The following is a 25661-nucleotide window of genomic DNA, read 5'->3' on the forward strand; positions in this document are numbered from 1 at the left end:
CTCAAATCCGCTCAATCAGGGCCCCTCCCGGGTCCAATCTGGGCAGTCACCAGTGTCCGGCTCCACGCCGGTCACCCGGAGAAGCTCACCCGGCTATTTCGCCACCGCGCCGCTGCGGACAGGTACGCGCGTCGCCAACAGGCAGTCGGGCACGTCCCGGTGGCGCTCTGGTCAACAGGCACTCAGTGGGTGCGGCCATGAGCGACGACGCTCCAATCGACATTGCCGATCTCGACGCGCGTGACTGGCGGCTTTGGATGGACGGATTCACCGTGGGGAACGCTCGCGGCGTCGAGTCCGGCTATGAGCGGGGCCGCGAGGCCGCCGACGCAGACGCTTGCGCTCGATACACGGCCGCAGCCGCTGTCCTCACGGGCGCATCGGCTCGCCCACCCCTGGACGGCACCGAGCGGTTGATGACGGACACCAGCCAGCAGCTCGCCGCCGCCGCGGTGGAGCGACGCGCCGCCAGCATCCGCCGCTTCCGAGAGGCGAATGGACGCCGTCGCGCCGAGCACCCAACCCCCCACCGCGAACCGCAGACGAGCCGATGACCGCCCAGCAGTCTCACGAGCCATGGAGCGACCTCGCGGACCTGGACGACCTCGCGCAGCGACAGGCCGAAGCGGACGCCGAACGCCATCATGAGCCCCCCACACCTGCACTCGCGTTCGACTTGGAGCGTCCGGAGTTCTGGGAATCCCGCCCAGAACTGGCCCATCTGCACCAATTCGCTCGCTCCCGTATCGCCTCCCCCTGGGCCGTCCTTGGTGTCGCCCTGGCCCGCGTCATCGCCCACGTCGCGCCGCACTACACGCTGCCGCCCATCGTGGGAGCCGAAGGATCGCTCAACACGTTCTACGCACTCACCGGCGCCTCAGGAAGCGGGAAGGGCGCAGCCACCGCGTGCGCGGGCGACGCGATCACCTTTGGCTCCCTCGCGCGGCCCGAGGAGCCCAGTCTCGGCACCGGTGAGGGCGTTGTGGCCACCTTCGTGCGACGGGTCAAACCCATCGGCGGGCAACCCGGCGGCGTTGAACAACACACCACCCGCGCACTGTTTCACTGCGCTGAGGTAGACACGCTCAGCGCGCTCAAAGGTCGGGTCGGCTCCACCGTCACATCCGTGCTCCGGAGCGCCTGGAGCGGCGAGCAGCTGGGATTCCAAAATGCCGACCTAGAGCGTCGCCTGGTCGTAGGCCGCCACGCCTACCGGCTCTGCCTCGTCGTCGGCGTGCAGCCCGAGCGGGCGGGTGTCCTGCTCGACGAGGCGGACGGCGGGATGCCCCAGCGGCTCGTATGGCTGCCCGCAACCGACCCCGGCATGCCCGACCAGCGTCCACCCGAGCTTGGCCCGATCGAATGGCGGCACCCCGACCCCACGGGGCACGTCGCGCACCCCGGCACCGGCCGCTACCGGCTACCCGTCTGTGACGCCGCGACCACCGCCATTGAGCACGCCGCCCGCGCTCGTGCGCGCGGCCAAGTCGACGCACTCGACGGACACGCACTGCTGTGCCAGCTGAAAGTCGCCGCCGCGCTGGGGTTCCTCAACGGCCACGCCGAGGTAAGTGACGACGACTGGGACCTTGCGGGCGTCGTCATGGCCGTCAGCGACCACACCCGCGGCCAGATTGTCGCGACACTCAGCGCGAAATTTCGCGCTGCCTCAGACGCCCGCGGACGCGCCGAAGGGCAACGCGCGATCGCCTCCCAGGAAGTCGTGGATGAGGCCGCTACGAAGCGCGTCGCACACCGCCTACGAGCCAACCTCACCGACGACTGGACCACCCGGTCGACAGCCCGGCGGCTCCTCCCCAGCCGCGACCGGGACCACTTTGAGGACGCCATCGACTCACTCCTCCGCGTCGGCGACATCGATGTCGAGGAGGCCGACTTCCGGGGTCAATTGCGGACTCATTACCGGCTCGCACGGGGTGCCCGTTGAGAGGGCCACTAAGGGGTGGACGGGTGGACATTGTCCACCCCTACCTCCCGGGAAACAGGAGGCCAGACACTGAAAAACCCTCTAAAACACTGAAACTCCATCCCCACGGGGGGAGAGAGCGCCGTAGGCAGGGGTGGACATGTCCACCTGTCCACCCCTTAACCGGTTTTGCCCTCTCCCGACCCCTCCACGGGAGCACCCCGAAGCCGCACTTGCGACAGGGAGAAACACCGACGCACACCACCGCCCGCACGCTCACGACAAGACATCCCGACACCCCTCGCGGCCCATCCCGCGCCGACCTCCACGGGCTTCACGCCAGCCTCGGCAACTACCACAAAGGAGCACCCATGACCCCCCATCTGCATCCCCCACAGCTACCGCCCGCCGCCTGGTGCGCCATGTGCCCGGCCGTGGTTGATGAACCTCATGTAATTAGGGGGCGGGCTGATGCCTGAGTGCGGTGCGATGTCTCACCGGCCTGGTGAGCCGTGTCATGCGTGGGCGATCCGGGGAACCGATCCCCCAAGGTGTCGTCATCACCTTGGAAAGCGCTCGGCGACAGTGATCGCTGAGAGGGACATCCGGGAGGGTGCGCAGCGGGCCTTGGCGAAGCTGGGCGAGGCAGCTCCGATCGTGGACCCGCTCGGCCGGCTGCTGGACCTGGCCGCTGAAGCCGCGCAATGGCTCGACGTGATCCGGGAGCGCGTCAAAGTGCTCCAGGACGTCCGCTATGAGGCTGTGGGTGCCGGGGAGCAGGTCCGCGCGGAGATCGTCCTGTACGAGCGTGCGCAGGACCGGCTCGGCAAGTTCCTGACGGATGTTGCCCGTCTAGGCATCGAGGACCGCCTGGCGCGGGTGTCGGAGGTGCAGACGGCGGCGATGTTCGCTGGGGTCACCGGCGCCTTACGCGAGCTGGGCGTTGATTACCGAGACGACCAGGTCCGGCAGCTGTTGCGCAAGCACATCGACCTGGCGTCGAGAGGGCGGTCGTCGTGAGTCGGCGGACTAATGATCCGTTTACAGGTGCATCACCGCAGGTCAGGCGGGGGCCTGCTAACACCCTGCTACGCACCCACCCGCCTGAATTCGCCATCTGTGGGGCATCACGGGTCGCCCACCGGGTAGATAAACCTATTCGCAGGCGCTCGCGAGCATCCTGCGCCGCCTGGACGCCTCACAGCACGCCCCGAAGCTCACGCACCGCCCTGAGGCGGCCGTACGGCGCCCGTTGGTCTTGCGGCGCGTCCTGGCGGGCGTGCAGCGCGTCCTGGCCGCGGGGCGGTCCATCGTGACCACGACCGAGGCGGACTACTACGTCATATGCCGACCGTGCGGTCGCCGCTTCGAAGATGTGACGGCCCGGACCGGTCATCGGGTCCTGCTGAGGGCACGCGCTGGTGGTCACGGACCGAGATGGCGGTGCCTGCATCCCGGCTCCTACCGGGTCGGCCAGCACCTCTGTGGCGGCGTCTGGGGGTGGTGGGAATGACCAGCGGCCCTTTGACCGGGTTCGCCATCCCGTCGGACCAGGTTGCGTTGGTGGCACTGGCGCTGCAGAAGCTCGCCGCCGAGCGCAAACGGAACGGGTCGCCGCTGCCTGCTGATGCGCTCGCCCTGGTGGTGGACCTCGCGGCGGCTGCAACTGCACGCGCTGCCGCGGGCGGCAGTGATTCGACGCCGACTGCGGCAATGGCTCCATCCTCAGTGTCGAGGCCGCTGGAGATCACCACACGCCAAGCCGCTGACTTGCTGCATGTGCAGCCACGGCGGGTCCGGCAGCTGTTGGAATCCGGCGAACTGGCAGGGCAAAAGGTCGGCGGGTCATGGCTCACCGCCCGGCAGGACGTACGGCACTACCAACAGGGAACATCCGGCATCGACAACGAAAGGAGCAGCGCATGAGCACTCTGACAGAAGTTCGAGAACGAGAGCAGCGCCTAGCCGGTGCTGCGGCGCAGGTTGCCAGCAACGTCACCAGCGCCCGCCAACGGGTAGCTGACGCGAACACGGCAGCGGCTGATGCGGTGGCGTCGTTCGACACAGAGGCCGGGACAACGGCCCATGAGCAGCGCGCCGACGCCGAGAGGGTGCTAGCCCAGCACGAGGCGCACGCCGCGCAGATTAAAGCCGAGCAGGCACGGGTGGTGGCAGAACGGGGCGTGTTGGAACGGGCAGGCCGCGCTGATGCGCTGCGGGCCCAGATCGCCGTCGCGGCAGACCGAGTAACCGAGCAGGTGGCAGAAGCCAAGCTGCAGGCCGCCGCGGCGCTTGCGTCGGTGCGCGCTGCTGAGCGGGGAGTGGAGTCGGCTGGTCGCCTGGCCAGGGAGCTGGAGTCCTTGGACGCTTTGGCCGAGGGTCGCGCGGCACGCCAGTTCGTGAGCAACCCGGTCGTGAAGGCGTTCGACCCGGTTGGGATCGACCCGCTGCTGCAGTCGCTGCTGTGGGCGTCGCGATGAGCGCGGGCGGCTTCGACCCCGACAAGTTCGCTGCAGCGCTCCAGCGGGCACAGGCGGACGGTGCCGTCGCCGATGCTGCCGCGGCCCTGGACTCGGCGTCACGCCAGGAGGTGTGGGACGCCCGCGGGGATGTGGTGGCCGCGGCCCTGCTGGCCCCGGACGGGCGGGGAACTGCGTTCGATGATTGGGCGGCGCAGGTGGCCGCGGACGAGCAGAAGGGCAGGAGCTGACCGTGTCCGCGTCGGGGAGTGACCCGCTGGCCGGTTTGGCTGCGCTGTTGGACCCGGTGGATGTGACTGCGGATGTGTTCGCGGCCATCGGGTACACCCCCACGCCGTTGCAGCAACGGTTCCACGACGCCACTGAGCACGACGTGCTCTTCGGTGGCGCGGCCGGCGGTGGCAAGTCGGCCGCGCTGGTCGCGGATGACTTGCGGGACGCGGTCCGGTACGCCGGTGTGCGTATCGCGGTGTTCCGTCGCTCCTATGACGAGCTGAACGAGTCGGTAATCCGGCAGTTGGCGTCGTTCGGGTTCGGGGAGGCGCTTGGGGCTTCCTGGAACGCGTCGGATCGGGAGCTGAAGTTTAAGAACGGCAGCGTGATTCGGTACCGGTACGCGGAGACCCTGGTGGACGCCAGCCGCCGACAGGGTGGCGAGTTCCAGAAGCTGTCTCTGGATGAGCGGACACTGTTCGCGCCGGGCATTGTGGACATGTTGCAGGAGCGGCTGCGGTCTGGGTCTGGCATGCCGGTGATCGGGGTGCGGTCTACGACTAACCCGGGTGGGCCCGACCATGCTGCGGTGCGGGCCCGGTACGTGGACGCCACCGACCACGGCGCGAATGTCGTGCGTGATGGGCAGGGCCGCAGCGTGCGGTTCATCCCCGCCAAGGTTGGGGATAACCCGCACGTGGACGCTGGCTACCGCAGGCAGCTGGAGGCGATCCCTGACCCGGCGCGGCGCGCGGCGATGCTGGATGGGTCGTGGGACCAGTTCTCGGGGCAGTTCTTCACCGAGTGGGACAGGGACCGCCACCTTGTACCGACCTTCGAAGTTCCCCAGTCCTGGGCGCGGTGCGCTGGGATCGATTGGGGGTACGCGGCCCCCTGGGGATGCCTGTGGCTGGCGATGGACGAGGACGGTCGTGCGTACGCCTACCGGGAGCGCTACGGGGCCAAGGTCGGGGAGGTGGAGCAGGCCCAGCAGGTCCTCGCGGCCGAGGACGAGGACGAGGACGTGGTGCGGTTCGCTGACGACGCGATGTGGACGTCCCGTGGGTCGGCCAAGTCTGTTGCCGAGGTCTACGCCGAGCAGGGTTGCCACATCATCACCGCGCACAAGGGTGAGCGGGCCAGCGGCTGGGCGCGAGTGCATTCCTACTTGGGTGAGGCCCCAGCGTGCCTGTATCACCGGGAGATGGGGTGGGAGACGTGCCCGAAGCTGCACGTCCTGGACGGCAGGTGCCCGAACCTGGTGCGGACATTGCCTGCGATGTGTCACGACCCCCGCAAACCTGAGGACCTGGACACCCGCGGCGACGATCACATCATCGATTGCCTGCGCTACGCACTGATCAACGTCGCACGGCCAACCATCGAAGGTTTCCTGATGCCCGAGCCGGCCGCTCCCCTGTCCGAGTGGTCTCCCAGCACCCCCGAGGAGGACTACTGGGCGTTGCGGGCGGCATGGGGCACTGAGGGTGACCCCGTCTACCCACCCGACACCGGGTGGCAGCACCTGTTCCATCAGTGGTAGCGAGACGCAGCAGCCGCGGGTGCCTTGCAACACCGAGGCTGGCCCGCCAACATGACCACCCACCGGGTGGCGGCCTCACCTCACGGGTCTGATGCCAGGAGACCACGATGACGCCGCCTGACGGTTAGATTGAAATGCGGGGTCAAACTACACTCACCCGCACGCGGTGTTTTGCACGCGTGGGGATGTTCCGACTGCGCAGGGGGCCTGAACGGTGAGTATGTGGGATGTCGTGGTCGGCGGGGGCCTTACTCTTGCCGGCACGGTCGTCACACAAACTGTGGCGGCGCGGATCGCGACGAAATCTAGAAGGGCTGAACGCCGAGCAGCTAGCGACGAGTACGACCGAACCGCCATCGCCCTCGTCCAGGACGCTGCCAAGGATTACCGGAGCGCACTCGTCCGCTACAACACCCCGGTCATCAGCGGTGAAGTAGACCCCGATGCCGAATCCGAGCTGAAGGCGGCTCGCATGGGTTTCCAGGCGGTCCTGCATCGAGCGCCACCCAAGGTCGTTGCCAGGCTCGAACGTTGGCTCGCTGTTGCGCTCAAGTGGTCGCAGGAAGAGCAGTCGGCCGAGACTGAGGCAGCGACATGGGATGCGGCCATGAAAGCTTGCGGCGCAGCCGTTCGCTCGACTCTCAGTTCACGAAAGTGATCGACGCACTGACGTCGAGGTCCCTCGCGGCATCTTGTAGGTAGCCTCCGAACGCAGGTCCGGCGTACTCGACGACGAGTCTGTCGGCGCCACCCTCCAGCAGCACGCGCCGCACGATCTCGTCGGCGAACGACGCCGTGCCTGCAACCAACTGCCTGCAGTCCAAGCGGACCTGCTGCTCGCGCATCCTGCCCTGCAATGGGCTAGCCAGCGCACGAGCCCGCGCGCGGCCGCCACTGAGTTGGGGCATCTTCACCGAAGGAAGAACCTGGGTACTCATGCTGTCAGTCTCCCACCTGCCGACGGAGCCGTGCTTGGGCCACCGTACCCAGAAACGGATTGTCCGTCACGGTGACTCGCGGATCCCAGTTGCCACCAACGAATTCGCCGTAAGCGGTCCCGCTCACCATGGTCATAGCGCCGTGATTCTTCCCAGTCAGCTCGATCACCTCGGTGATGCCCCGTCCGCGACCCGGCTCAGACTTGCTGGTGGCGTACTTCCGTGCCGCTTTCCCGATTGCGGCCTGGTCGGTCGCAGAACCCAGCCGGGACCGTAGGCCTACACCGGAGTCACCCACGGCGAAGGCGACGTCCTCTGTCTTTGGATAGGACTGCAGCGCAACAAACCCACCGCCCTGTCCACTGTGCTGCACCGCGTTCACGGCCAGCTCGAAAAGACAGCTGTATAGCGTTTGCACGACACCCCACCCGGCATCTCGGTAGAGACGCACGATGGTTTCTGCAACCTCTTCGAGCTCGTCCTCGCTATCAAAACGCCGAAGCTCGCACAACTGGTGGCCGACGTCGTGGGACGTCACAACGCCGAGATCGTGCCGAATATCAAGGCCGTCCAGGTGAGCGCCCAACTGCATCCGCGCAAGGTAGTTGCGCACGTCGCTGTTCCTCGGTCCCCGCACCTGCACACGAGTGCCCTCGCGAATGGCACGATCTACCCCCGCGGCAATCGCAACGATGCCAGCTGGTTCTACGAACCTGGCGTTTCGCAGGTCAACCTCGTACGTGCCCAGCGTCGGCACACACGCCGCTCCTATGGACGCTGCTGTGAGCTTTCCGGACGCAGGAACAACTATGCTCACCCGCGGGCGCCATAGAAAGACAAGGCCGAGGCTCGGTGCACGCCGTCATCCTAGGCACATCCTGGCATTGCGGCTGCCTGTGAATCATTCCGATGTACGTCCTCAGCGTCAACCCACACTCCCTGCACGGGTGCCACGCGTACGTGCCACATCAGCACCCAGACGCACCTCCCTTGCCACCGTGCGGCCCGTCCCACGACGTACTCGTCGCCATGAGGCCACTGCAGCCGCACCCGCACCGGGATCGGCACAGCGGCGCGCGTAGCTGTCCTGGGGTGCGGTGGCCAGCACGCGTTGAGCGGCTCTTCCGGGCCGTCGGGATGTCCTCCAGTGCCTGAACCGATCACCTGTCACAGCCTATTTATCGCCCATGACAACCACGCCCGGGTCTACCGCGGAGCCCCGCCGTGGAGCTTCCTGCAGCGCGCCGCAATCCATGAGCAACGCCGCGCGAGTGAACGACACTGTGGGTACGACGTCACGGCACACCGAATCGGCAACTGAGCGCACCCCCTCCATCGGTCCGCTTCTCTCAGCCCAACGCCCGTCGCTCGCGTGTTACGTTTTACGCACTACATCCCCCACGCCTCTCCACGATGCGCACTTGGGGGATTTTTAACGCCTAGGAGACGCATTGGTCCACAGCCGCAGCCGCGAACGCGGTGGCGCCCGCTACGCCAAGCCGCCTCTGACCCACAAGATGCTGGTCGAGCGGATGGTCGAGCGGGGACTGCTGGTGCCCGACGCAGCGCGCGCAACCCGGTACGTGCGTCACCTGGGCTACTACCGGTTGTCCCCGTATCTGATCCCCCTGCGAAACCCTCACTTGGAAACCTTCAGAGCAGGCACGACGTTCGACCAAATGCTCGATCTGTACGTGTTCGACCGTCACCTGCGGTTGTTGGTTCTGGATGCGCTGGAGAGGGTCGAAGTAGCTGTCCGATCTGCTCTGACTGACCACATGTCGCTGCAACGAGGTGGTCCCTTTTGGTACGCAGACCCCACGCTCTTTCGAGACAGGCAACGTCACTCGCAGTTCATCGACCTGGTTCAGAAGACGTGTCGCACCCAGCTCGATTCTGCCCCTGAGGTCGCTGACGGCGCCTACGTGCATCGCTCCGCCCTGGAGCACTATTTGGTCACCTACGCGGATCCACTTCCGCCATCCTGGTTGATGGTCGAAACGCTTACGATGGGCCAGCTGGACCGACTTGTGCAGAACTTGGCAGTACGGGCAGACCGAAGCGCGGTTGCGAAGCCCCTCGGGATCACGGAACCGCTCCTTCTGTCGTGGATGCGATCGTTTGTGCGGGTGCGCAACATCTGCGCGCATCACGGCCGGTTGTGGAACGCTGCCTTAGGCGTATACCCAGCGTTGCCCCAATCGTCGAACGTTGCTTGGCTTGATGATGCATCGGCGCTGACAAACGACACTTACCGCAGCAAGCGGCTCTACCCCGTCCTCGTCGCGCTTCAAAGCATCCTGGCGACGGTGTCGCCCCGCAGCACCTGGGCACAGCGATTGAGCGACATTTTGGACAAGCATCCCGATGTGCCACTTTCGGCCATGGGCGTTCCCGAGACCTGGCGACAGGACAGCTTCTGGTCTATGCGTCTCGATGCCAGGACCGAACCGTTAAACGCATCTGGTGCCTGAACGAAGAGACCTCCAAAGTTTCGTACGGCCGCCACAAGTAGTCATCCCGCATTACGGTGCGTCGATGGACTCCCGCGGCCGCGGCCGGCCACCGATCGAGCACTTCCCCTCGGACCCGAGCGGTGCCGCATGGCCAGAACAGAGCGTGCGGGACTGGATGCCCATCGAGGAGTCGCTGACCCTCGCGCGGAAGTTCGCGGTGCTCGCGACCGCCGGCCGTCTCTATGTGCTCGGCATCCTCGCCCGGCAGGGCCCGCTCACACTGCCGCAGCTGGCCGAGCTCGCCCAGATGACAGATGTAACCACCCGGCGGTGTCTGCACGACTTGCGACGGGTCGGGCTCGTCGAGCAACTCGGTCTGCCGAGCAAGTACCGACGTTCGTGGACTGTCACTGATGGCGCGTCGGAGCGACTCGCGGACTACCTGCGGTGACGGAGTCAACGGTCACGGTTCATTCGCATGGGCATCCTGTCCCCACTGCTTTCACACTCGCGGACGCACTCTTCATGCCCTGCGATGTCGACATCAATCACTGGATCGTTCGCGGTTCCAGGGCCAAAGTAGCTAACCACCCTGGCCCGTATTGACCGCCCGCACATCGGGCACGTCCGGACCTCAAACCTTTCGCTCCCCATCAGCTCCCGGCTTCAGTCTCGAAAGCCCGCTTGGCCTGCGCTTCCAGCTGCGCTTTCCAAGCTCGGAGAGACTCCGAGCCCTCATTTCCACCGCATGCCAGAGCGGTGTGGCCGCCAGCGTAGTCGACTCGGTTGATCTGCTGCCGGCCCGTACCACCTGCCATCGACACGTCGAACTTGCCGAGGAACGTCTGACCGTCAGTGGGGCACGTCACCCAAGTTGAGCGATTCATCCGGCCATCATTCCAGGGCCGGCGAGGGCTACACGCCCATGTCACAGCGCTCCACGATGACCTGCTCGGCCCACTCTTCGAGCATTTGATGTGACATTGCCACCCTTCCGTCGGGGTTTGCCGGGCGGCCAGCTTGCTAACACTTTGCTACGCGACCCCCACGTATGGGGTGCCACTAGCGCGGATGTAGTGGACCGCAAACCGCGCCATTCCGGGCCAGGACGCGCCAATCCCAACAGCTCGGGATGGGAGCAAAGCGCCTTTTAATCCGTAGGTTCCGGGTTCGAGCCCCGGAGGGCCCACTTCAACCGGTCCCGAGTGGCCGGTGCGCCGCCCAGTTCGGCCAGGGGGCGGGGCGTCGACGGTAGTTTGGCGGCGTGGCTGAGCCCGGACGGCACGCGTGGATCGACGCCGGAGCCGGCATCGCCGGCGACATGCTGCTCGGCGCCCTGGTGGACGCCGGGGCACCCGTCTCTATGGTCCAGGATGCCGTGGACGCCTTCGCGCCAGACGCCGTGCGGGTGACCGCGCGCGAGGTCACCCGTGCCGGCCAGCGCGCCACGAAGGTGGACGTCGCACCGGTCGCCGCCGACCAGCCGCACCGCCGGTGGAGCGACATCCGGGACCTCATCGATCGGGCTCCCCTCGAACCGGCCGTCGCGGCATCGGCGCAGCGGGTCTTCGAGACGCTGGCAGCCGCCGAGGGCCGCGTCCACGGGGTGGAGGCCACGCAGGTGCACTTCCACGAGGTGGGCGCCTGGGACTCCATCGCCGACGTGGTCGGGGTCTGCGCGGCCCTGCACTGGCACGCCGTGCGGTCCGTCAGCGCCGGACCGATCGCGGTCGGATCGGGCCGGGTGACCGGCGCGCACGGCGACCTGCCCGTGCCGGTGCCCGCGGTGCTCGAGCTCGGCACCGGTTGGGAGTTGCGGGCGGGCGGCACCGGCGAACTGGCCACTCCCACTGGCGTCGCCCTCGTACGCGCCCTCGCGGCGACCTGCGAACCCCTACCGCCGATGCGGGTGCGGGCGGTCGGCGTCGGCGCGGGCTCACGGGACACTCCCGGGCGGGCGAACGTCGTACGCGTCTGCATCGGCGAGCGCACCGAGACGGCCGGACAGCCGGCCACCGAACAGCTGTGGGTGCTCGAGGCGAACGTCGACGACCTCGACCCCCGGGTGTGGCCCACGGTCCTGACGGCGCTGCTCGAGGCCGGCGCCGCGGACGCCTGGCTGACCCCGATCCTGATGAAGAAGGGGCGACCCGCGCACACGTTGTCCGTCCTGTGCGCCGGCGGTGACCGGTCGCGGATGGGCGACCTCGTCCACTCGCTCACCAGCACCTTCGGCAGCAGGTCATACGCGGTCGATCGTGTTGCGCTGCAACGTGACTGGCGCATCGTTCAGGTCCACGGCCACTCGGTGCGGATCAAGATGTCGCTCGACGGCTCCGGGCGGATCGTGCATGCGACGCCGGAGTTCGAGGACGCCGCGACGGCCGCCCGAGCCGTCGGGCTGCCCGTTCGGAGACTGCTCGACGACACCGCGGCGACTGCGACAGCACAGGGCCTTCGGGCCGGCTCGCTCCTCCCGCCGATCGACTCCTAGGAGCGATCGGCCTGGTGGTCAGTCGGAGGATGCAGCGGGCGCGGCGATCTGCGCGGCCAGGTGGCCCGCGCCGTACCCGTTGTCGATGTTGACCACGGCGACTCCCGGGGCGCAGGCGTTGAGCATGGCCAGCAGCGGTGCGATGCCGCCGAACGCCGCGCCGTACCCGACCGAGGTCGGCACGGCCACGACCGGCGCCGACACCAGCCCCGCGACCACGCTCGGCAGTGCACCGTCCATGCCCGCGACGACCACGATGACCCGCGCGGCCCGCAGCACCGGCAGCCGCGCGAGGATCCGGTGCAGCCCGGCGACTCCGACGTCCACGACGAGTTCGCAGTGCCGTCCGAGGTAGGTGGCGGTCAGCAACGCTTCGCGCGCGACCGGTAGATCCGAGGTGCCGGCGCACACCACGACGACCGGGCCACCGACCGGCGCGGGCGGCGCCGACGGCCAGGCGGCGAGACGCGCGGTCTCGTCGATGGCCGCGTCCGAGAAGACGTCCGAGAGCACGTCCAGATGGTCGTCCGAACACCGGGTGAACAGCGTTGCTCCACCTGGCTTCTCACCCTGATCGGCATCTCGCACCGCCTCGGCGATCGCGCGCACCTGGTCCGGCGTCTTGCCCTCGCAGTAGACCGCCTCGGGGTATCCCCTGCGCGCCGCCCTCTGCAGGTCGAGCTCGGCCACTCCCTCCAGGGGATCGGGCTCACCCACCGGTTACCGCCACGAGCGGCAGGCTGAACGCGCCGGACTGGATCCCCACGAGGTCGAGCGCCACGAAATCGAACCCGGCCGCCCGCCCGGCGGCCACCACCTGCTCGCGCAGCGGCGAGGCGACCGCTCGGATCAGGTCGTCAACGGTCACCTCGACGCGGGCGACCTCCCCGTGATGACGCACCCGGCAGTCGGCGAATCCGAGCTGCCGCAGCGTGTGCTCGACCGCCTCGACCTGGGCGAGCTTTGCCGGGTCGACGGGAGTGAAGTGCGGGATGCGCGACGCCAGGCAGGGCGCGGCGGGTTTGTCGGCGTTGGGAAGTCCCAGCTCGTGCGCCAGCGAGCGTACGTCGGCCTTGGTGAGTCCGAGGTCGGCGAGCGGCCGCAGCACGCCGTGCTCGGTCGCTGCGCGCGAGCCCGGCCGATCCGGGCGACGGGTGTCGTCGGCGTTCTCGCCGTACGCGACGGCTGTCAGGCGGTGAGCGGCGATGACATCGCTCCCGATCCGGGTGAAGAGCTCGTCCTTGCAGTGGTAGCAGCGGTCAGGGCCGTTGGCCCGGTACGCCGGGTTGTCGCCCTCGTGCGTCGCGATCTCGACGACGGGTACGCCGATCGCGGCAGCGACGTCATGCGCACCGGCGCGTTCGTCCGCGGCCAGCGACGGGGAGACACCGAGGACCGCGACCACCCGGTCCGGGCCGAGCGCGCGCACGGCCAGCGCGAGCAGCAGGGAGGAGTCGACGCCGCCGGAGTAGGCGACCCCGAGGCGTTGCACACCGTCGAGCGCGCGCTCGACCTGCGGGGTGATCGACGCCAGATCTCGATTCATGACCTCAGCCTCCCTGATGCCCTGGGGTGAGCCGGAAGAGCACCTCCCCGGCGTCGGGCACGACGAAGCTGCCGGCGGCGATCTCCGCGTCCAGGTCGATCGAGTCCGGGTCCAGATAGCCGAGATTCGCGGCGCGACACACCTCCTCCGGGATCCGGGTCGCGAGGGAGACGTTGACGCGGAACCGCTCCGTACCGGTCTCGGGGTCGTAGCTGCCCGCGCCTCTCAGGTGGGTGGAGTGGGCCAGGGTGCTCCAGTGCACGTCCTTGAAGCGGTCCCACTGCTTCACGAAGTAGTCGCGGCAGTGGTAGCCGATGGTGTCGATCTCCGGGTGGCTGGCCGAGATCTGCGTGATGTGAGGGGCATAGAGCATCACCTCGCCGCCGTCGGCGACCGCGGGCTCGAGCTTGTAGAAGCCCTTCGCGCCGGTCCAGATGTCGTCGTACATGGTCGGCACCAGCGAGATGACGCGCCGCACCGGCTCGTCGAGGTACGTCACGTGGGTGGCGGCACAGACCTCCGCGGAGTCGGCCCACGCCGAGATGGTGTCGCCGAAGGAGATGGAGTGCAGGTCGTGGGTGCCGGCGGCTCCGACGAAGCAGAACGCGAGCTTCTCGGCCGGCACCAGCGCTGCGCCCTCGTTGATGAGGGCCCGGACCGGGGTGACGTCCGTCGTGCCGATGATCTCGGCCGAGGTGATGAGTGCGCCGATCCAGTGGGACACGTCGATGATCTGCTGACCAGCGACGCCCGGGAAGAAGTACTTGTTGCCGCCGGAGATGCCCACGACCTCGTGGGGCAGCACCGGGCCCACGACCAGCGCGACGTCGTGCTCGACCACCGCCTTGTTCAGCAGCACCGGCACATCGAGGCTGAGCCGGCCCTCGGACAGTTCCTCGAGGCGCGCGGCCGGGATCGTCCCGAGATCGGCGAAGGTCTCCGGTCGCCACCACTCGTGGTTCAGCACGGTCATCCCCGGATAGGTGTCCTGCAGGGCACCCGGTGCGTACCCCAGGTGCCGGGCGATCGACTCCTCGCTCATCGCCTGGTGGGTGCCGAGGGCGATCAGCACCGTCATCCTCTCCACCCGACCGGCGAGCGCGCTGTGGACGGCGCCGAGCAGCAGCGGCAGTGGGCAGGTGCGGGTCCCGTCCGGCACCAGGACGCAGACGCTGCGCCCGTCGAGATCCACCGAGTCGAGCCGTTCCCGGACGAACCGGCGCACCTCGTCCTCGCCCAGCACACCCTCGACGCCCCCGACCCGCGTGGCCGGCAGGTGGGTCTGTGCGGGTCCGTCGGCGAGGCTCGTCATGCGACCACCTTCACCCGCCACCCCGTCGGCGGCAAGCACGACAGGCGACCCGTCGCCCTCCAGCCGGGCGGCAGGGCGACGATGGGCGTCATGACGTCCATGCCCGCGCCCGCGGATCGACTCACGCTCTCACCCGACCGGCTCCTCCCCGCCGACCCCGGCACCCGGGCGATCGCGCGGCGGCTGTACGCCGCGGTGCGTGACCAACCGATCATCTCCCCGCACGGTCACGTGCCCGCGCAGTGGCTGGCCGACGACGTACCGTTCGAGGATCCGGCCTCGCTCCTCCTGTCGCCGGATCATTACGTCTTCCGGCTCCTGCACGCACAGGGCATCCCCCTGGAGCAGCTCGGGGTCGGCCCGGGCAGCACCCTGGACACGGACAGCGCACGTCATGCCTGGCGGTTGTTCTGCGGTCAGTGGGGTGCCTTTCGCGGCACGCCGAGCCGGTTCTGGATGGAAACGGTCCTCGCCGACGTCTTCGGGGTGGCGGACCGCCCGTCGGCGGAGTCCGCCGACGCGATCTACGACCGGATCGCCGACGCCCTGGGGCGCCCGGAGTTCCGGCCGCGGGCGTTGATGAACCGATTCGCCATCGACGTCCTCGCCACGACGGACGACCCCGTCGACGACCTGAGCTTCCACGCCGCATTGCAGCAGGACAGCGGGTTCTCCCACCGGGTGGTGCCGACGTTCCGCCCGGACAAGTACCTGGAGCCCGCCCGGCCGGACTTCCCCGCGCTGATGGACGCGCTGGCGCGGGCGTCGGCGATCGACACCGGCTCGTACGCCGGGTACGTCGCGGCGCTGGCGGACCGGCGCCGCTATTTCAAGGATCACGGCGCCGTCTCCTCCGACCACAGCCACCTCGACGTGGTCACGCTGACCCTGGACGACGCCGAGGCGACCCGGATCTACAGCGACGCGATCGCCGGGCGCGTGAGTCCGCAGGACGCCACGGCCCTGCGTCGGCACATGCTCGTGGAGATGGCCCGGATGGCCACCGAGGACGGCCTGGTGATGACGCTGCACCCCGGCGTCCACCGCGGCCACCACACCGAGACGACGCGGCGCTTCGGCCCGGACACCGGCAGCGACATCCCGGTGGGCGTCGAGTTCACCCGCGGGCTGCAGCCGCTGCTGGACGAGTTCGGGACGACGCAGGGCTTCCACCTGATCCTCTTCACCCTCGACGAGACGGTGTTCTCCCGCGAGATCGCACCGCTGGCCGGCTTCTACCCGAGCGTCTACGCCGGAGCTCCGTGGTGGTTCCTCGACGCGCCGGACGCCGTGCGCCGCTTCCGTGCCGCCACGACGGAGACCGCCGGTTTCTACCGCACCTCCGGGTTCGTGGACGACACCCGGGCGTTCCTGTCCATCCCGGCCCGACACGACATGTCGCGCCGCCTGGACGCGGGGTATCTCGCCCGGCTGGTCGCCGAGCATCAGCTCGAGGAGGACGAGGCGCTGGAGACCGCCCTCGACCTCGTCACCACCGTGCCGACCACGGCCTTCAAGCTGTGAGCGCGTCGCTGCGCGCGCTCGACCGGCGCAAGGACGGTCGCCCCCCTGCGCCCGTGCGGCTGCTGCACCTCGGGCTCGGCAACTTCTTCCGTGCGCACGCCGCCTGGTACACCGAGCATGCCCCCGATGCAGCCGCATGGGGCATCGCCGCATTCACGGGCCGGTCGCCGGCGGCCGCGGTCGCCCTACGGGCACAGGACGCGCTCTACACGCTGCTCGTCCGCGGCCCGGACGGCGTCCGGCCCGAAGTCGTCTCGAGCGTGAGCTCGGTACACGCGGCCGACGACCTGGTGGCGCTGCGGGCGTACTTCGCGAGCACCGATCTGGCGGTCGTCACGGCGACCGTGACGGAGGCGGGCTACTGCCGGTCGTCGTCTGGCGACCTCGATACGGGGTTGCCGGCCGTCCGTCGCGACATCGCGGCGCTGGCCGCCGACCCGGTCGCCGGGCCGGCCGACACCGTTCCGGGACGCGTGGTAGCCGGACTGCTCGCCCGACGGGCTGCGGGCGCCGGCCCGCTCGCCATCGTCTCCAACGACAACCTCCCCGACAACGGTCAGGTCATGGCCCGTGTCGTGAGCGGACTCGCCGTAGCCGTCGATCCCACCCTTCTCCCCTGGATCGAGGACACCGTCTCGTTCGTCACCACCGTGGTCGACCGCATCACCCCCCGCACCACGGACGAGGACCGCGCCGAGGTGTCCCGGCAACTCGACGTCGACGATCCCGAGGTCGTGCCGACCGAACAGTTCACCGAGTGGGTCCTCGCCGGGGACTTCCCGAACGGCCGGCCCGCCTGGGAGGGCGCCGGCGCGCGATTCGTCCGCGATGTGCGCCCCTTCGAGCAGCGCAAGCTGTGGCTGCTCAACGGAGCGCACTCGCTGATGGCGTACGCGGGGTCGATCCGCGGCCACGAGACCGTCGCCCAGGCGATCGGCGACCCCGTGGTGCGCGGGTGGATCGAGGAGTGGTGGAGCTGCGCCTGCGCCCACCTCGAACTGCCCGCCGCCGAACTCGACGACTACTGCACGAGCCTGCGGAGCCGTTTCGGCAACGCCGCCATCCGGCACCTGCTTGCACAGATCGCCGCCGACGGTTCGCAGAAGGTGCCGGTCCGCGTGGTGCCGGTGGTCCGCGCCGGACTGGAGGACGGCCGGGTCGACCCCGGCGCGACCCGTCCGGTCGCAGGCTGGATCGCGCACCTGCGCGGCCACGGCGCCCCGGTCACCGACGTACGCGCGGACGAGGTGACCGACCTGGCGAGAGGCACCACGCAGGAGGCGGTCGCCCGGGTGCTGAGGTGGCTCGGTGTCACGGACGAACGGGTGACGCGGATCGTCGCCCTCCAGGTGGCCGATCTGGAACAGCCCTCGAGGGCGTGACGGAGACCTCGCGAACGAGGTGCTGCGATGCCCTCGACCGACGCGCCGGACCGCGATACTTGACGAACCGTATTCCATCCTGTACTGCGAAGATGAATCTGCCGTCGGTCAACCGCAAGTAAAGAGGGCATACAACCAGTCCGAATTCCACGCGACACGCCGATAACCGCCCAATTCACCAGGATTACAACGGCTATCAATGCGCTTCCGCTCCTTAGGTTTCGTGACCTCACCAGTCACGCCCGCCTCAAGGAGCATCAATGGTCATCGCCATCCGCCGCGCCGCCGGCGCGGCCATCGGCATCGCCGCCCTCACCGCACTCGCAGCCGGCCCGGCCCAGGCCGCACAGCCCCACCCCGACGCCAGCACGCAGACCGCAACCGCACCCGCGGCCGTCCGGCACTCGGACTCGCAGGTGTGGACGCTCTACACCGGAAGCGCGGGCGCCTCGTTCCGCGCGAACTCGTCCAACACCGCGACCTTCGTCGCGAGGCCGGGCACCGGATACCAGTTCACGGGCGTCCTCGGCAGCGGCAGCACGGCCGGGTGGGTGCAGGCCACCTCGGGCACGTACACCGGGCAGTGGATCAGCGCGTACAGCGTCACCACCACCAACCCGGCACAGCCGCTGGGCTCGGGCGCAGGCTCCAGCGCGGTGGTGTCCACCCCCAACGTCACCCGGTACGTCGTCACCGGCTGGGCGACTCCCAACATCCGTGCGTCCTACAGCTACCGCTCGGCGATCGTGGCGACCGTCAAGCAGGGGGTCGCGTTCACCGGCACCTACGTCAACTACGCGTGGTTCCGGATCACCTCCGGGACGTACGCCGGCCGCTTCATCAGCACGGCGATGCTCCAGACCTCGCCCAACCAGGCGTCGTACAACGGCGTGATGCCGGCGGCGGAGATGTGCGCGGCCGACAGCGCCCTCGGCACGTCCTGGGAGCCCACCACCCCGCGCTACCTGGCGTGTGCCGCACGGGATTCGTTGGCCAACATGAATGCCGCGTTCAAGGCCGCCTTCGGCTACAACCTGTCCATCTCCGAGGCGTACCGGCCGTTGGTCAAGCAGCAGTTCTACTACGACCTGCTCGGCTCGCAGGCCGCTGTGCCCGGTACGTCCAATCACGGGCTGGGGCAGGCGATCGACTTCGACACCCAGACCACCAAGGGCGGTTCGACCTCGATCTACTACTGGGGTACGCCCCAGGACAAGTGGCTGACGGCGAACGCGCTCAACTGGGGTTTCCAGCGCCCCAAGGAGTACTCCACGCCGGGCGTCGGGGAGTACTGGCACTACACGTTCGTGGGCTGAGACAGGTGTGAACGACGGCGGCGGTCCGGGGCACGTCCCCCGGACCGCCGCCGTACGTCGGCACCGGCTCAGCCCGCGAGGTCGCCCTCGGCCAGCTCGACGTCACCGGTCGCGATGTTGTCCTCCAGGTGTGCGACGGACGACGTGCCGGGGATGAGGAGCACGTTCGCCGCACGGCGCAGCAGCCACGCGAGCCCGACCTGCGCCGGCGTGACGCCGAGCCGCTGCGCGACGGCCTTGACCTGGTCGTCGTCGGTGACCTTGGGCATCTGCGGGAAGGCCGAACCCAGTGGGAAGTACGGCACGTAGGCGATGCCCTGCTCGGTGCAGTAGTCAAGTACGTCGGCGTCGCTCTGATCGACATAGCTGAAGGCGTTCTGCACACAGACCAGCCCGACGCTCTCGTGCGCGGTGCGGACCTGGTCCAGCGTCGCCGTCGAGATGCCGATCCCGGCGATCTTGCCCTCGTCGCGCAGCTGCTTCATCGCCTCGAGCTGGGCCGCCAGATCGTCCTGCGGCTCCGCGTCGTGCACCGAGCCGTCGTCCTCGTGCAACCGCAGGTTGACCGCGCCGAGCTGCTCGGTGCCGAGGGTGCGCAGGTTCTCCTCCACGTCCTCCTTCAGCTGCTGGGGCTGCAGCGCGGGAAGCCATGCGCCGGCGGCATCCCTGCGGGCGCCCACCTTCGACACCAGGACGAGATCGTCGCCGTACGGGTGCAGCGCTTCTCGGATCAGTTCGTTCGAGACATCCGGGCCGTAGAACTGGGCGGTGTCGATGTGGTCGACGCCGAGCTCGACGGCCCGGCGCAGGACGGCGATCGCCTGGTCGTGATCGCGCGGCGGTCCGAACACTCCGGGACCAGGCAGCTGCATGGCACCGAAACCGATGCGGTGGACGTCGTGGCCGGCAAGGGGATATGTGGATTTCAGCACTCCCGAAACGCTACTCCGGGGCGCCGCCTGGCCGGTAGGGCTGTGCGATTGTGAGCGCCATGAGCATCTCCCTGCGGGACATCGGCCGCCGCGTGCAGTCGCAGATCTATCAGGCGGGCGTCTTCGGCACCACGCCGAAGGTGCCGGTGAGTCCGGATCGGCTGGAGCACGACGGGCTGCGCGCGATGAGCGGCGACGCCCGGTCCTACGTCGAGACCGGGGCGGGCACAGGGCGCACGATCATCAACAACCGCAACGCTTTCGCGCACTGGCAACTCGTGCCCCGGGTGCTGCGCGACGTGTCCGAGCGCGACCAGTCCATCGAGTTGTTCGGCCGGCGGCACCCCAGTCCGTTCCTCACCGCGCCCGTCGGCGTGCTGGAGATGTGCCACCCGGACGGCGACCTCGCGGTGGCGCGTGCGGCGAGGGCCAGCGGCGTGCCCATGATCATCTCCTCGCAGGCGTCGTACCCGATGGAGGCGATCGCGGACGAGCTCGGCGACCACGAGCGGTGGTTCCAGCTCTACTGGAGTGCCGACGACGACCTGGCCCGCAGTTTCGTACGTCGCGCGGAGGCGATCGGCGCGAGCGCCATCGTCGTCACCCTCGACACGATGCTGCTGGGTTGGCGCACGCTGGATCTGGACCGCGCGTACTCCCCGTTCGCCCGGGCCCGCGGCATCGCCAACTACACCTCCGACCCGGTCTTCCAGGACATTACGCGGAAACGATTGCAGGAGGGGCAGATTCCCTCCGTCGACCGGCGGCCGACCCCCTCAGCGGTGCGCTCACTCGGGACGATCGCGCGCGCCCACCCCGGTGACTTCCGGGCCAACCTGCGATCCAAGCTGCCGATGGCCTCGATCCGCACCTTCCAGGAGCTCTTCGGGCGCCTGTCGCTGAACTGGGAGGAGCTGGCGTGGCTGCGCGACCTGACCGACCTGCCCATCCTCGTCAAGGGCATCCAGTCGCCGGAGGACGCGGAGCTGGCTCTGAAGTACGGCGTCGACGGCATCATCGTGTCCAACCACGGCGGCCGCCAGCTCGACGGTGCGATCGGCTCGCTGGATGCGCTGCCGGCGGTCGTCGAGCGCATCGGCGACCGGGTGCCGATCCTCTTCGACAGCGGGATCCGTTGCGCTGCAGACGCGTTCAAAGCACTCGCGCTGGGCGCCACAGCGGTCTGCATCGCCCGGCCGTACGTCTACGGCCTCGCGTTGGCCGGTGAGGACGGTGTGCGCGAGGTGCTGCGGAACTTCCAGGCCGAGTTCGACCTCAGCATGGCGGTCGCCGGGCTCACCTCGACCGACCAGTTCACCCCGGACATCCTGGTGCCCGCGACGCATTGACGACAGGTTCGAGGATCGGGAGTACGCGCCCGCCGGATCGAGCGCGCGTACTCCCGATGTGGCGGACTCAGCGGGTGGCGTCCAGATGCTTGAGCAGGTTGGTGGCGAACCTGCTGCCCATCGCCGCCATCACCGTGTTCATCCCGGCCAGCACGCCCGGCTTGGCGAGCTTGGGCAACGGCAGGTCCACTGAGACCTCCAGGTCGATCGCCAGGTGCGTCCGCGCGCCGTTCGGCGTGAGCGTGTAGGAGCCCTCCGCTCCCGCCTGCTCGTCGGTCTTGCTCGGGTCGTGGGTGAACGTGATGTGCGTCATCGGCTCGAAGGTCATGACCTCCGTGAAGCTCGGCGAGATCTGCTTGGTCAGCACCGGGATCGAGGCCAGCGTCCACACCCACTTGCCGTCGATGACGTCGATCCGCTTCAGGAAGGGCGTGAGCCGGGGCAGCAGCTCGGTGTCGGTCAGCGCCGTCCAGATCTGCTCCTGCGACGCGTCGACATCGGCGGTCGAGTGGTTGTGCGCGGTGAATCGGGTCATGGTGTCCTTCGAGATTCTCGGTGAGAGAGCAGGATCGGGCCGCTCAACCGGCCCAGGTGGGGTCGGCGGACGTCCGGTACGCCGGGTCCTGGGCGCCCGGCTCGGGCAACCGACCGGGCTCGCCCCGCCCCTCGTTCTCCAGCGCGGCGAGCACGGCCAGCTCGAAGCTGAGCAGGCCGCCGAGCTCCGGCTCGATCAGGTCCTCGATGTCGTGCTCGTGGCAGATGACCTCGTGCACCAGGCTGCCGACCAGCGGCGCGGCCACGCCCCGGGGCACCGGCGTCAGCCGTCCGACCACCTCGCCGGCGATGCCGGTCAGCAGCTTCGGGGCCTGCAGCGTCAGCAGATGACGGCGGCGCAGACCGGCGATGTCGGCGTACTGCAGGACCATGTCGCGGTAGCTGAGCACATCCGGGCCGCCGATGTCGAAGGACCGGTTGACGTCCGGCCCCATTGCGGCGCTCTCGACCAGGTAGTGCAACGCGTCACGGATCGCTATGGGCTGCAGGCGATTCAGCACCCAGTCGGGCGCCGGCGCCACGATCAGCCGAGCGCTCAGGTGCCGCAGCAGCTCGAACGACGCCGAGCCGGCCCCCAGCACCACCGCCGCCTGCAGCACCGTCGTCGGCACCTCGCCGGCGAGCAGGATCTCCCCCACCTCCACCCGCGAAGCGAGGTGCGGGCTGAGCGGACCGCTCGGGTGCAGCGCCCCGAGGTAGACGATGCGTCGTACGCCCGCGTCGGCGGCCACCTGCGCGCACACGTCCGCGAGTTCACGGTCCCTCTGGGCGAAGTCGCCGGTGCCGTCCATCGAGTGCAGCAGGTAGTAGACGACGTCGACGTCCGCGCAGGCGGTCGCCATGTCGTCCGCACTCGAGGCATCGCCGCCGACGATCTCGGCCCGGGCGCTCCAGGCACGGTCGGTCAGACGCTGGGGGTGCCGGCTCATGACCCGCGTGGACCACCCGGCGTCCAGCAGCTGCGGCACGAGCCGGGAGCCGACGTACCCGGTGGCGCCGAGCACGAGGGCCCGGCCGGGAGTCATGGTGTCCATGCGGTCTGCACGGCCCGCCTCAGCGGCGGTACTCGATGAGCGGTGGCAGCACGAGCAGCATGCCCGTCGACCAGGTGAGGTGGATGATGATCGGCCCCTGGACGCCGCCGGTGGTGCGCCGTTCGATCGCCACCAGGAGGCCGAGGACCCCTGCGGCGAAGACGAGCATGGGGTTGCCGGTGATGCCGGTGGCGACGGTGTAGACAGCTGTCGTGACGGCGATCTGGTGCGGTTGCTTGGTCGCAGCGTAGAGCGCGCCACGGAAGAAGAACTCCTCACCGACCCCGGTGATGAGGGTGAGGGGCACGACCACCGGCAGCGAACCGAAGCGCGCGTGGTTGAGGACGGCGAGCACCGGGCGACGCAGGGCCGGGATGCGGGCGATGACCGCCGCGCCGGCGGCGAAGAAGACGACGGCGCCGGCACCGATGGCCATCGGACGCACGACGGGCCGGGTGTTCTTGCCGGGATTGCGGGTGCTGCTCCACCCGGCGTGCAGCGGACCCGACGCGAACGCTCCACCGGCCCAGATGCCGGCGAGGACGAGGGTGGAGGCGTAGAACTCCCGGCTGCCCGGCTTGCGGGACAACGCGTAGCGCAGCACCGGGGTCCCGACCGCGAGTGTGACGACGGTGACCTTGCGGCGGTGCTGGAACTCCCGCTGCGTCTCCCAGTGGTCGCGCTCGATCGGCACGACCCACGACAGCTGCGAACCCTTGCCCACCCAGTCGCGGGCGCGCGCCACCACGGCATCCCACGCACTCATGCCCTGGAGTCTGCCAGCCGGTCCTGCGGCCGCGGGGCCCCACCAGCCCAGATCAGCACGGGCGACCCTCAGACGGACGAGTTCGACTGCGTCCACGCCGGTGGGTCGATGCCGTTCAGCCCGGGGGCCGATCGAGCCTCACGGCCCGACGCACCGACAGCCGCACCCCGGTCGCCACCTCACTCCGGGGGCGGATCACCGACCCGGTTGGGGTCCGTCGTATCCCTCGATCACGATCAGCTCGATAGCCGCCGCATCCTCCCGCAGGGCGCGCGCCGCCTGGTAGAGATCTGAGCGGTAGCACGCCAATGCTTGCTCGTACGAGGGGAACTCGATCACCACGTTGCGCGACCGGGCGGCGCCTTCGACGGCCTCGAAATCCCCGCCACGCACCAGCAGCCGACCGCCGTACGCCGCGTACGCGGCACCGTTGGCCGCGGCGTACTCCGCGTACCGATCCGGATCGGTGACATCGATCCGGCCGATCCAATAACCCTTCGCCATGCTCTGCACGCCCCTCGAATCTCCCGGTCCCGCGCCGCCCATGATGCGCGGACGCCTCCGATCATGCCGGTAGAGTCGGTGGCGCACAGGGAACATGGCGCGACCGTTGGGTGGGAGGTCGCGCACCGGACCGCACCATCGGAGTCACCTGAGCATGTCCCCCGTCGCGTCCTATCGGGCGCTCTTCGCCATCAGTGGCCGCCGCTACATCGCCATCGCCTTCCTCGCGCGCCTGCCGCTCGCCATGAGCCAACTCGGCGTCCTGCTGCTCGTGGCCGGACGCACCGGCAGCTACGGCATCGGCGGCGGCTGCGCCGGTGCGCTCGCCCTCGCCAACGCAATCGGAGCGCCGCTCTTCGGCTCTGCCGCCGACCGCATCGGCCAGCGACCCGTCGCGTTCTTCCAGTCGGTCGCCGGTGCGATCGGGCTGGCGCTCGTCGTGCTCCTCACCCGCTCGGGGACCGCGTGGCAGGCCGACGCCGCGATCTGCGCCGTCACCGGCTTCCTGCTGCCCCAGGTCGGACCACTGGCGCGGGTGCGCTGGCGGCCGATCATCGCCCGGCGCGGGCATCCGGTCCGCCTGGTCGACACGGCGTTCTCCTACGAGGGCGCCGCCGACGAGGCGTCGTTCGTGCTCGGCCCGGCGTTCGTCGGCATCTTCGGAGCCCTCGCGGGGCCGCAGTTCGCGCTCGAGGGGGCTGCGGTGATCCTGGCGGTCTTCGGCTCCTGGTTCGCGTTGCATCCCACGGCGGCGCTCGCCCGGCGCGCCATCTCCGGCGACTCGCCCCACACCCGCCTGGTGACCAGGTCGATCGCCGTCCTCTGCGTGGCGCAGCTGCTGATCGGTGCCGTCTTCGGTTCGGTCCAGACCGGCACGACGGTGATCGCGACGAACGCCGGGCACGCACCTCTGGCCGGGCTCTTCCACGCCCTGCTCGGAGTGGGCAGCGTGCTGGCGGGCATCGGCATGGCCGCGGTCCCGGCGTCGTTCGGGTACGCCGTGCGCCTGCGGGTCGCCGCCGTCGCCCTCTTCGTGCTGTCCACCCCGCTGCTGCTCGTGCACTCACTGGTGACGCTGGTGCCGGTGCTGCTCGTGCTGGGCCTCTGCGTCGCGCCGTACATGATCACCACCTTCACGCTCGGTGAGACGCTCACGCCTGCACCGCGCGTCGCCGCTGCGATGACGCTCCTCGCAGCAGCCACCGGGCTCGGATATGCCTGCGGGACAACGGTCGCCGGGCACCTCGCCGACGCGCACGGTGCCACCGGGGCGTTCGCGACCACCGTGTCGGCCTGCGCACTGGCCGCAGTCCTCGCCGTCACCGCCCGGGGCGCGCTGCACCGGCCCAGCTCGCAGGTGGACGAGACGGCGTACGCCGCGGCATAGGCT

At 69.1% G+C, this 25661-nt stretch carries 26 protein-coding genes; 16 read left to right on the forward strand and 10 right to left on the reverse strand.

Features of this window, described 5'->3' with window-relative positions; all coding sequences use genetic code 11:
• Nucleotides 1-197: 197 nt before the first annotated feature.
• The 8 genes from JOB34_RS09540 to JOB34_RS09575 all read left to right on the forward strand — a co-directional run bounded on the left by JOB34_RS09540 (nt 198) and on the right by JOB34_RS09575 (nt 6821).
• On the forward strand, nt 198-554 hold the full coding sequence (locus tag JOB34_RS09540; RefSeq protein ID WP_208052509.1) for a hypothetical protein: 357 nt from the start codon (nt 198-200) through the stop codon (nt 552-554).
• Nucleotides 551-1948 carry a hypothetical protein gene (locus tag JOB34_RS09545; RefSeq protein ID WP_208052510.1) on the forward strand — a complete coding sequence of 466 codons (1398 nt, stop codon included), beginning with the start codon at nt 551-553 and terminating at the stop codon, nt 1946-1948. The genes JOB34_RS09540 and JOB34_RS09545 overlap by 4 nt, the downstream gene beginning before the upstream one ends.
• Before the next feature lie 606 nt (nt 1949-2554).
• Complete coding sequence (locus JOB34_RS09550; protein ID WP_208052511.1) at nt 2555-2947, forward strand: hypothetical protein; 393 nt, start codon at nt 2555-2557, stop codon at nt 2945-2947.
• A 489-nt stretch (nt 2948-3436) separates the two neighbouring features.
• Entirely contained in the window at nt 3437-3853 is a 417-nt protein-coding gene (locus JOB34_RS09555; protein ID WP_208052512.1) for a helix-turn-helix domain-containing protein, read from the forward strand.
• Nucleotides 3850-4407, forward strand: coding sequence for a hypothetical protein (locus JOB34_RS09560; RefSeq protein ID WP_208052513.1), 558 nt, complete (start codon nt 3850-3852; stop codon nt 4405-4407). The genes JOB34_RS09555 and JOB34_RS09560 overlap by 4 nt, the downstream gene beginning before the upstream one ends.
• Nucleotides 4392-4637: a hypothetical protein gene (locus tag JOB34_RS09565; protein WP_208052514.1), complete on the forward strand. Its 246-nt coding sequence runs from the start codon at nt 4392-4394 to the stop codon at nt 4635-4637. Before JOB34_RS09560 ends, JOB34_RS09565 begins: the two co-directional genes overlap by 16 nt.
• Before the next feature lie 2 nt (nt 4638-4639).
• Nucleotides 4640-6163 carry a terminase family protein gene (locus tag JOB34_RS09570; protein WP_208052515.1) on the forward strand — a complete coding sequence of 508 codons (1524 nt, stop codon included), beginning with the start codon at nt 4640-4642 and terminating at the stop codon, nt 6161-6163.
• A 214-nt stretch (nt 6164-6377) separates the two neighbouring features.
• Nucleotides 6378-6821, forward strand: coding sequence for a hypothetical protein (locus JOB34_RS09575; protein WP_208052516.1), 444 nt, complete (start codon nt 6378-6380; stop codon nt 6819-6821).
• Here JOB34_RS09575 and JOB34_RS09580 read toward each other — a convergent pair.
• Entirely contained in the window at nt 6805-7101 is a 297-nt protein-coding gene (locus JOB34_RS09580) for a hypothetical protein (RefSeq protein WP_208052517.1), read from the reverse strand. The two genes, JOB34_RS09575 and JOB34_RS09580, sit on opposite strands and share 17 nt — an antisense overlap.
• A gap of 4 nt (nt 7102-7105) precedes the next feature.
• Nucleotides 7106-7714, reverse strand: a complete 609-nt coding sequence (locus JOB34_RS09585) for a sensor histidine kinase (protein ID WP_208052518.1) — start codon at nt 7712-7714, stop codon at nt 7106-7108.
• Between the two features lie 838 nt (nt 7715-8552).
• Here JOB34_RS09585 and JOB34_RS09590 point away from each other — a divergent pair.
• The 3 genes from JOB34_RS09590 to larC all read left to right on the forward strand — a co-directional run bounded on the left by JOB34_RS09590 (nt 8553) and on the right by larC (nt 12051).
• Nucleotides 8553-9575 (forward strand): Abi family protein, encoded by a 1023-nt coding sequence (locus tag JOB34_RS09590; protein WP_243757907.1) that lies wholly within the window; start codon nt 8553-8555, stop codon nt 9573-9575.
• Nucleotides 9576-9639: 64 nt separating this feature from the next.
• Nucleotides 9640-10008 (forward strand): helix-turn-helix domain-containing protein, encoded by a 369-nt coding sequence (locus tag JOB34_RS09595; protein ID WP_208052519.1) that lies wholly within the window; start codon nt 9640-9642, stop codon nt 10006-10008.
• Nucleotides 10009-10821: 813 nt separating this feature from the next.
• Complete coding sequence (larC, locus tag JOB34_RS09600) at nt 10822-12051, forward strand: nickel pincer cofactor biosynthesis protein LarC (RefSeq protein WP_347813811.1); 1230 nt, start codon at nt 10822-10824, stop codon at nt 12049-12051.
• An 18-nt stretch (nt 12052-12069) separates the two neighbouring features.
• Here the strand turns inward: larC and larB are convergent, their stop codons facing one another.
• From larB to JOB34_RS09615, 3 genes are read right to left on the reverse strand one after another with little or no spacing between them, the layout of a single operon-like run.
• Nucleotides 12070-12768: a nickel pincer cofactor biosynthesis protein LarB gene (larB, locus tag JOB34_RS09605; protein WP_208052520.1), complete on the reverse strand. Its 699-nt coding sequence runs from the start codon at nt 12766-12768 to the stop codon at nt 12070-12072.
• A complete protein-coding gene (gene larE, locus JOB34_RS09610; protein ID WP_208052521.1) occupies nt 12761-13597 on the reverse strand; it encodes an ATP-dependent sacrificial sulfur transferase LarE in 837 nt (278 codons plus the stop codon). The genes larB and larE overlap by 8 nt, the downstream gene beginning before the upstream one ends.
• A gap of 4 nt (nt 13598-13601) precedes the next feature.
• Nucleotides 13602-14909 (reverse strand): lactate racemase domain-containing protein, encoded by a 1308-nt coding sequence (locus tag JOB34_RS09615; protein WP_208052522.1) that lies wholly within the window; start codon nt 14907-14909, stop codon nt 13602-13604.
• Between the two features lie 90 nt (nt 14910-14999).
• On the opposite strand from JOB34_RS09615, the gene uxaC reads away from it, so the two are divergent.
• The 3 genes from uxaC (at nt 15000) to JOB34_RS09630 (ending at nt 19131) form a co-directional block, all read left to right on the forward strand.
• Complete coding sequence (gene uxaC / locus JOB34_RS09620) at nt 15000-16433, forward strand: glucuronate isomerase (protein ID WP_347813812.1); 1434 nt, start codon at nt 15000-15002, stop codon at nt 16431-16433.
• Nucleotides 16430-17815: a mannitol dehydrogenase family protein gene (locus JOB34_RS09625; protein WP_208052523.1), complete on the forward strand. Its 1386-nt coding sequence runs from the start codon at nt 16430-16432 to the stop codon at nt 17813-17815. The genes uxaC and JOB34_RS09625 overlap by 4 nt, the downstream gene beginning before the upstream one ends.
• 260 nt (nt 17816-18075) lie before the next feature.
• Entirely contained in the window at nt 18076-19131 is a 1056-nt protein-coding gene (locus JOB34_RS09630; protein ID WP_208052524.1) for a M15 family metallopeptidase, read from the forward strand.
• A gap of 68 nt (nt 19132-19199) precedes the next feature.
• Here the strand turns inward: JOB34_RS09630 and JOB34_RS09635 are convergent, their stop codons facing one another.
• Nucleotides 19200-20063 carry an oxidoreductase gene (locus JOB34_RS09635; RefSeq protein ID WP_347813813.1) on the reverse strand — a complete coding sequence of 288 codons (864 nt, stop codon included), beginning with the start codon at nt 20061-20063 and terminating at the stop codon, nt 19200-19202.
• Nucleotides 20064-20122: 59 nt separating this feature from the next.
• Here JOB34_RS09635 and JOB34_RS09640 point away from each other — a divergent pair, with 59 nt between their 5' ends.
• Nucleotides 20123-21412, forward strand: a complete 1290-nt coding sequence (locus JOB34_RS09640) for an alpha-hydroxy-acid oxidizing protein (RefSeq protein ID WP_208052525.1) — start codon at nt 20123-20125, stop codon at nt 21410-21412.
• A gap of 67 nt (nt 21413-21479) precedes the next feature.
• Here the strand turns inward: JOB34_RS09640 and JOB34_RS09645 are convergent, their stop codons facing one another.
• The 4 genes from JOB34_RS09645 to JOB34_RS09660 form a co-directional block, all read right to left on the reverse strand.
• Nucleotides 21480-21947, reverse strand: coding sequence for an SRPBCC family protein (locus tag JOB34_RS09645; protein ID WP_208052526.1), 468 nt, complete (start codon nt 21945-21947; stop codon nt 21480-21482).
• Nucleotides 21948-21990: 43 nt separating this feature from the next.
• Nucleotides 21991-23001 (reverse strand): NAD(P)H-binding protein, encoded by a 1011-nt coding sequence (locus tag JOB34_RS09650; RefSeq protein ID WP_208052527.1) that lies wholly within the window; start codon nt 22999-23001, stop codon nt 21991-21993.
• 19 nt (nt 23002-23020) lie between these two features.
• Nucleotides 23021-23767 carry a CPBP family intramembrane glutamic endopeptidase gene (locus JOB34_RS09655; RefSeq protein ID WP_208052528.1) on the reverse strand — a complete coding sequence of 249 codons (747 nt, stop codon included), beginning with the start codon at nt 23765-23767 and terminating at the stop codon, nt 23021-23023.
• Nucleotides 23768-23962: 195 nt separating this feature from the next.
• Nucleotides 23963-24271, reverse strand: coding sequence for a DUF1330 domain-containing protein (locus tag JOB34_RS09660; protein WP_243757951.1), 309 nt, complete (start codon nt 24269-24271; stop codon nt 23963-23965).
• Between the two features lie 154 nt (nt 24272-24425).
• On the opposite strand from JOB34_RS09660, the gene JOB34_RS09665 reads away from it, so the two are divergent.
• Nucleotides 24426-25658: an MFS transporter gene (locus JOB34_RS09665; protein WP_208052530.1), complete on the forward strand. Its 1233-nt coding sequence runs from the start codon at nt 24426-24428 to the stop codon at nt 25656-25658.
• Nucleotides 25659-25661: the final 3 nt, after the last annotated feature.

The sequence above is a fragment of the Allobranchiibius sp. GilTou38 genome (assembly GCF_017565325.1).
In the GTDB taxonomy this organism is placed as follows: Bacteria; Actinomycetota; Actinomycetes; order Actinomycetales; family Dermatophilaceae; genus Allobranchiibius; species Allobranchiibius huperziae.

Coding starts and splice junctions, on each gene's coding strand:
- JOB34_RS09540 (WP_208052509.1), top strand. CDS start 198: ATGAGCGACGACGCTCCAATCGACATTGCCGATCTCGACGCGCGTGAC.
- JOB34_RS09545 (WP_208052510.1), top strand. CDS start 551: ATGACCGCCCAGCAGTCTCACGAGCCATGGAGCGACCTCGCGGACCTG.
- JOB34_RS09555 (WP_208052512.1), top strand. CDS start 3,437: ATGACCAGCGGCCCTTTGACCGGGTTCGCCATCCCGTCGGACCAGGTT.
- JOB34_RS09560 (WP_208052513.1), top strand. CDS start 3,850: ATGAGCACTCTGACAGAAGTTCGAGAACGAGAGCAGCGCCTAGCCGGT.
- JOB34_RS09580 (WP_208052517.1), bottom strand. CDS start 7,101: ATGAGTACCCAGGTTCTTCCTTCGGTGAAGATGCCCCAACTCAGTGGC.
- JOB34_RS09595 (WP_208052519.1), top strand. CDS start 9,640: ATGGACTCCCGCGGCCGCGGCCGGCCACCGATCGAGCACTTCCCCTCG.
- larE (WP_208052521.1), bottom strand. CDS start 13,597: ATGAATCGAGATCTGGCGTCGATCACCCCGCAGGTCGAGCGCGCGCTC.
- JOB34_RS09615 (WP_208052522.1), bottom strand. CDS start 14,909: ATGACGAGCCTCGCCGACGGACCCGCACAGACCCACCTGCCGGCCACG.
- uxaC (WP_347813812.1), top strand. CDS start 15,000: ATGACGTCCATGCCCGCGCCCGCGGATCGACTCACGCTCTCACCCGAC.
- JOB34_RS09630 (WP_208052524.1), top strand. CDS start 18,076: ATGGTCATCGCCATCCGCCGCGCCGCCGGCGCGGCCATCGGCATCGCC.
- JOB34_RS09640 (WP_208052525.1), top strand. CDS start 20,123: ATGAGCATCTCCCTGCGGGACATCGGCCGCCGCGTGCAGTCGCAGATC.
- JOB34_RS09645 (WP_208052526.1), bottom strand. CDS start 21,947: ATGACCCGATTCACCGCGCACAACCACTCGACCGCCGATGTCGACGCG.
- JOB34_RS09650 (WP_208052527.1), bottom strand. CDS start 23,001: ATGGACACCATGACTCCCGGCCGGGCCCTCGTGCTCGGCGCCACCGGG.
- JOB34_RS09655 (WP_208052528.1), bottom strand. CDS start 23,767: ATGAGTGCGTGGGATGCCGTGGTGGCGCGCGCCCGCGACTGGGTGGGC.
- JOB34_RS09660 (WP_243757951.1), bottom strand. CDS start 24,271: ATGGCGAAGGGTTATTGGATCGGCCGGATCGATGTCACCGATCCGGAT.
- JOB34_RS09665 (WP_208052530.1), top strand. CDS start 24,426: ATGTCCCCCGTCGCGTCCTATCGGGCGCTCTTCGCCATCAGTGGCCGC.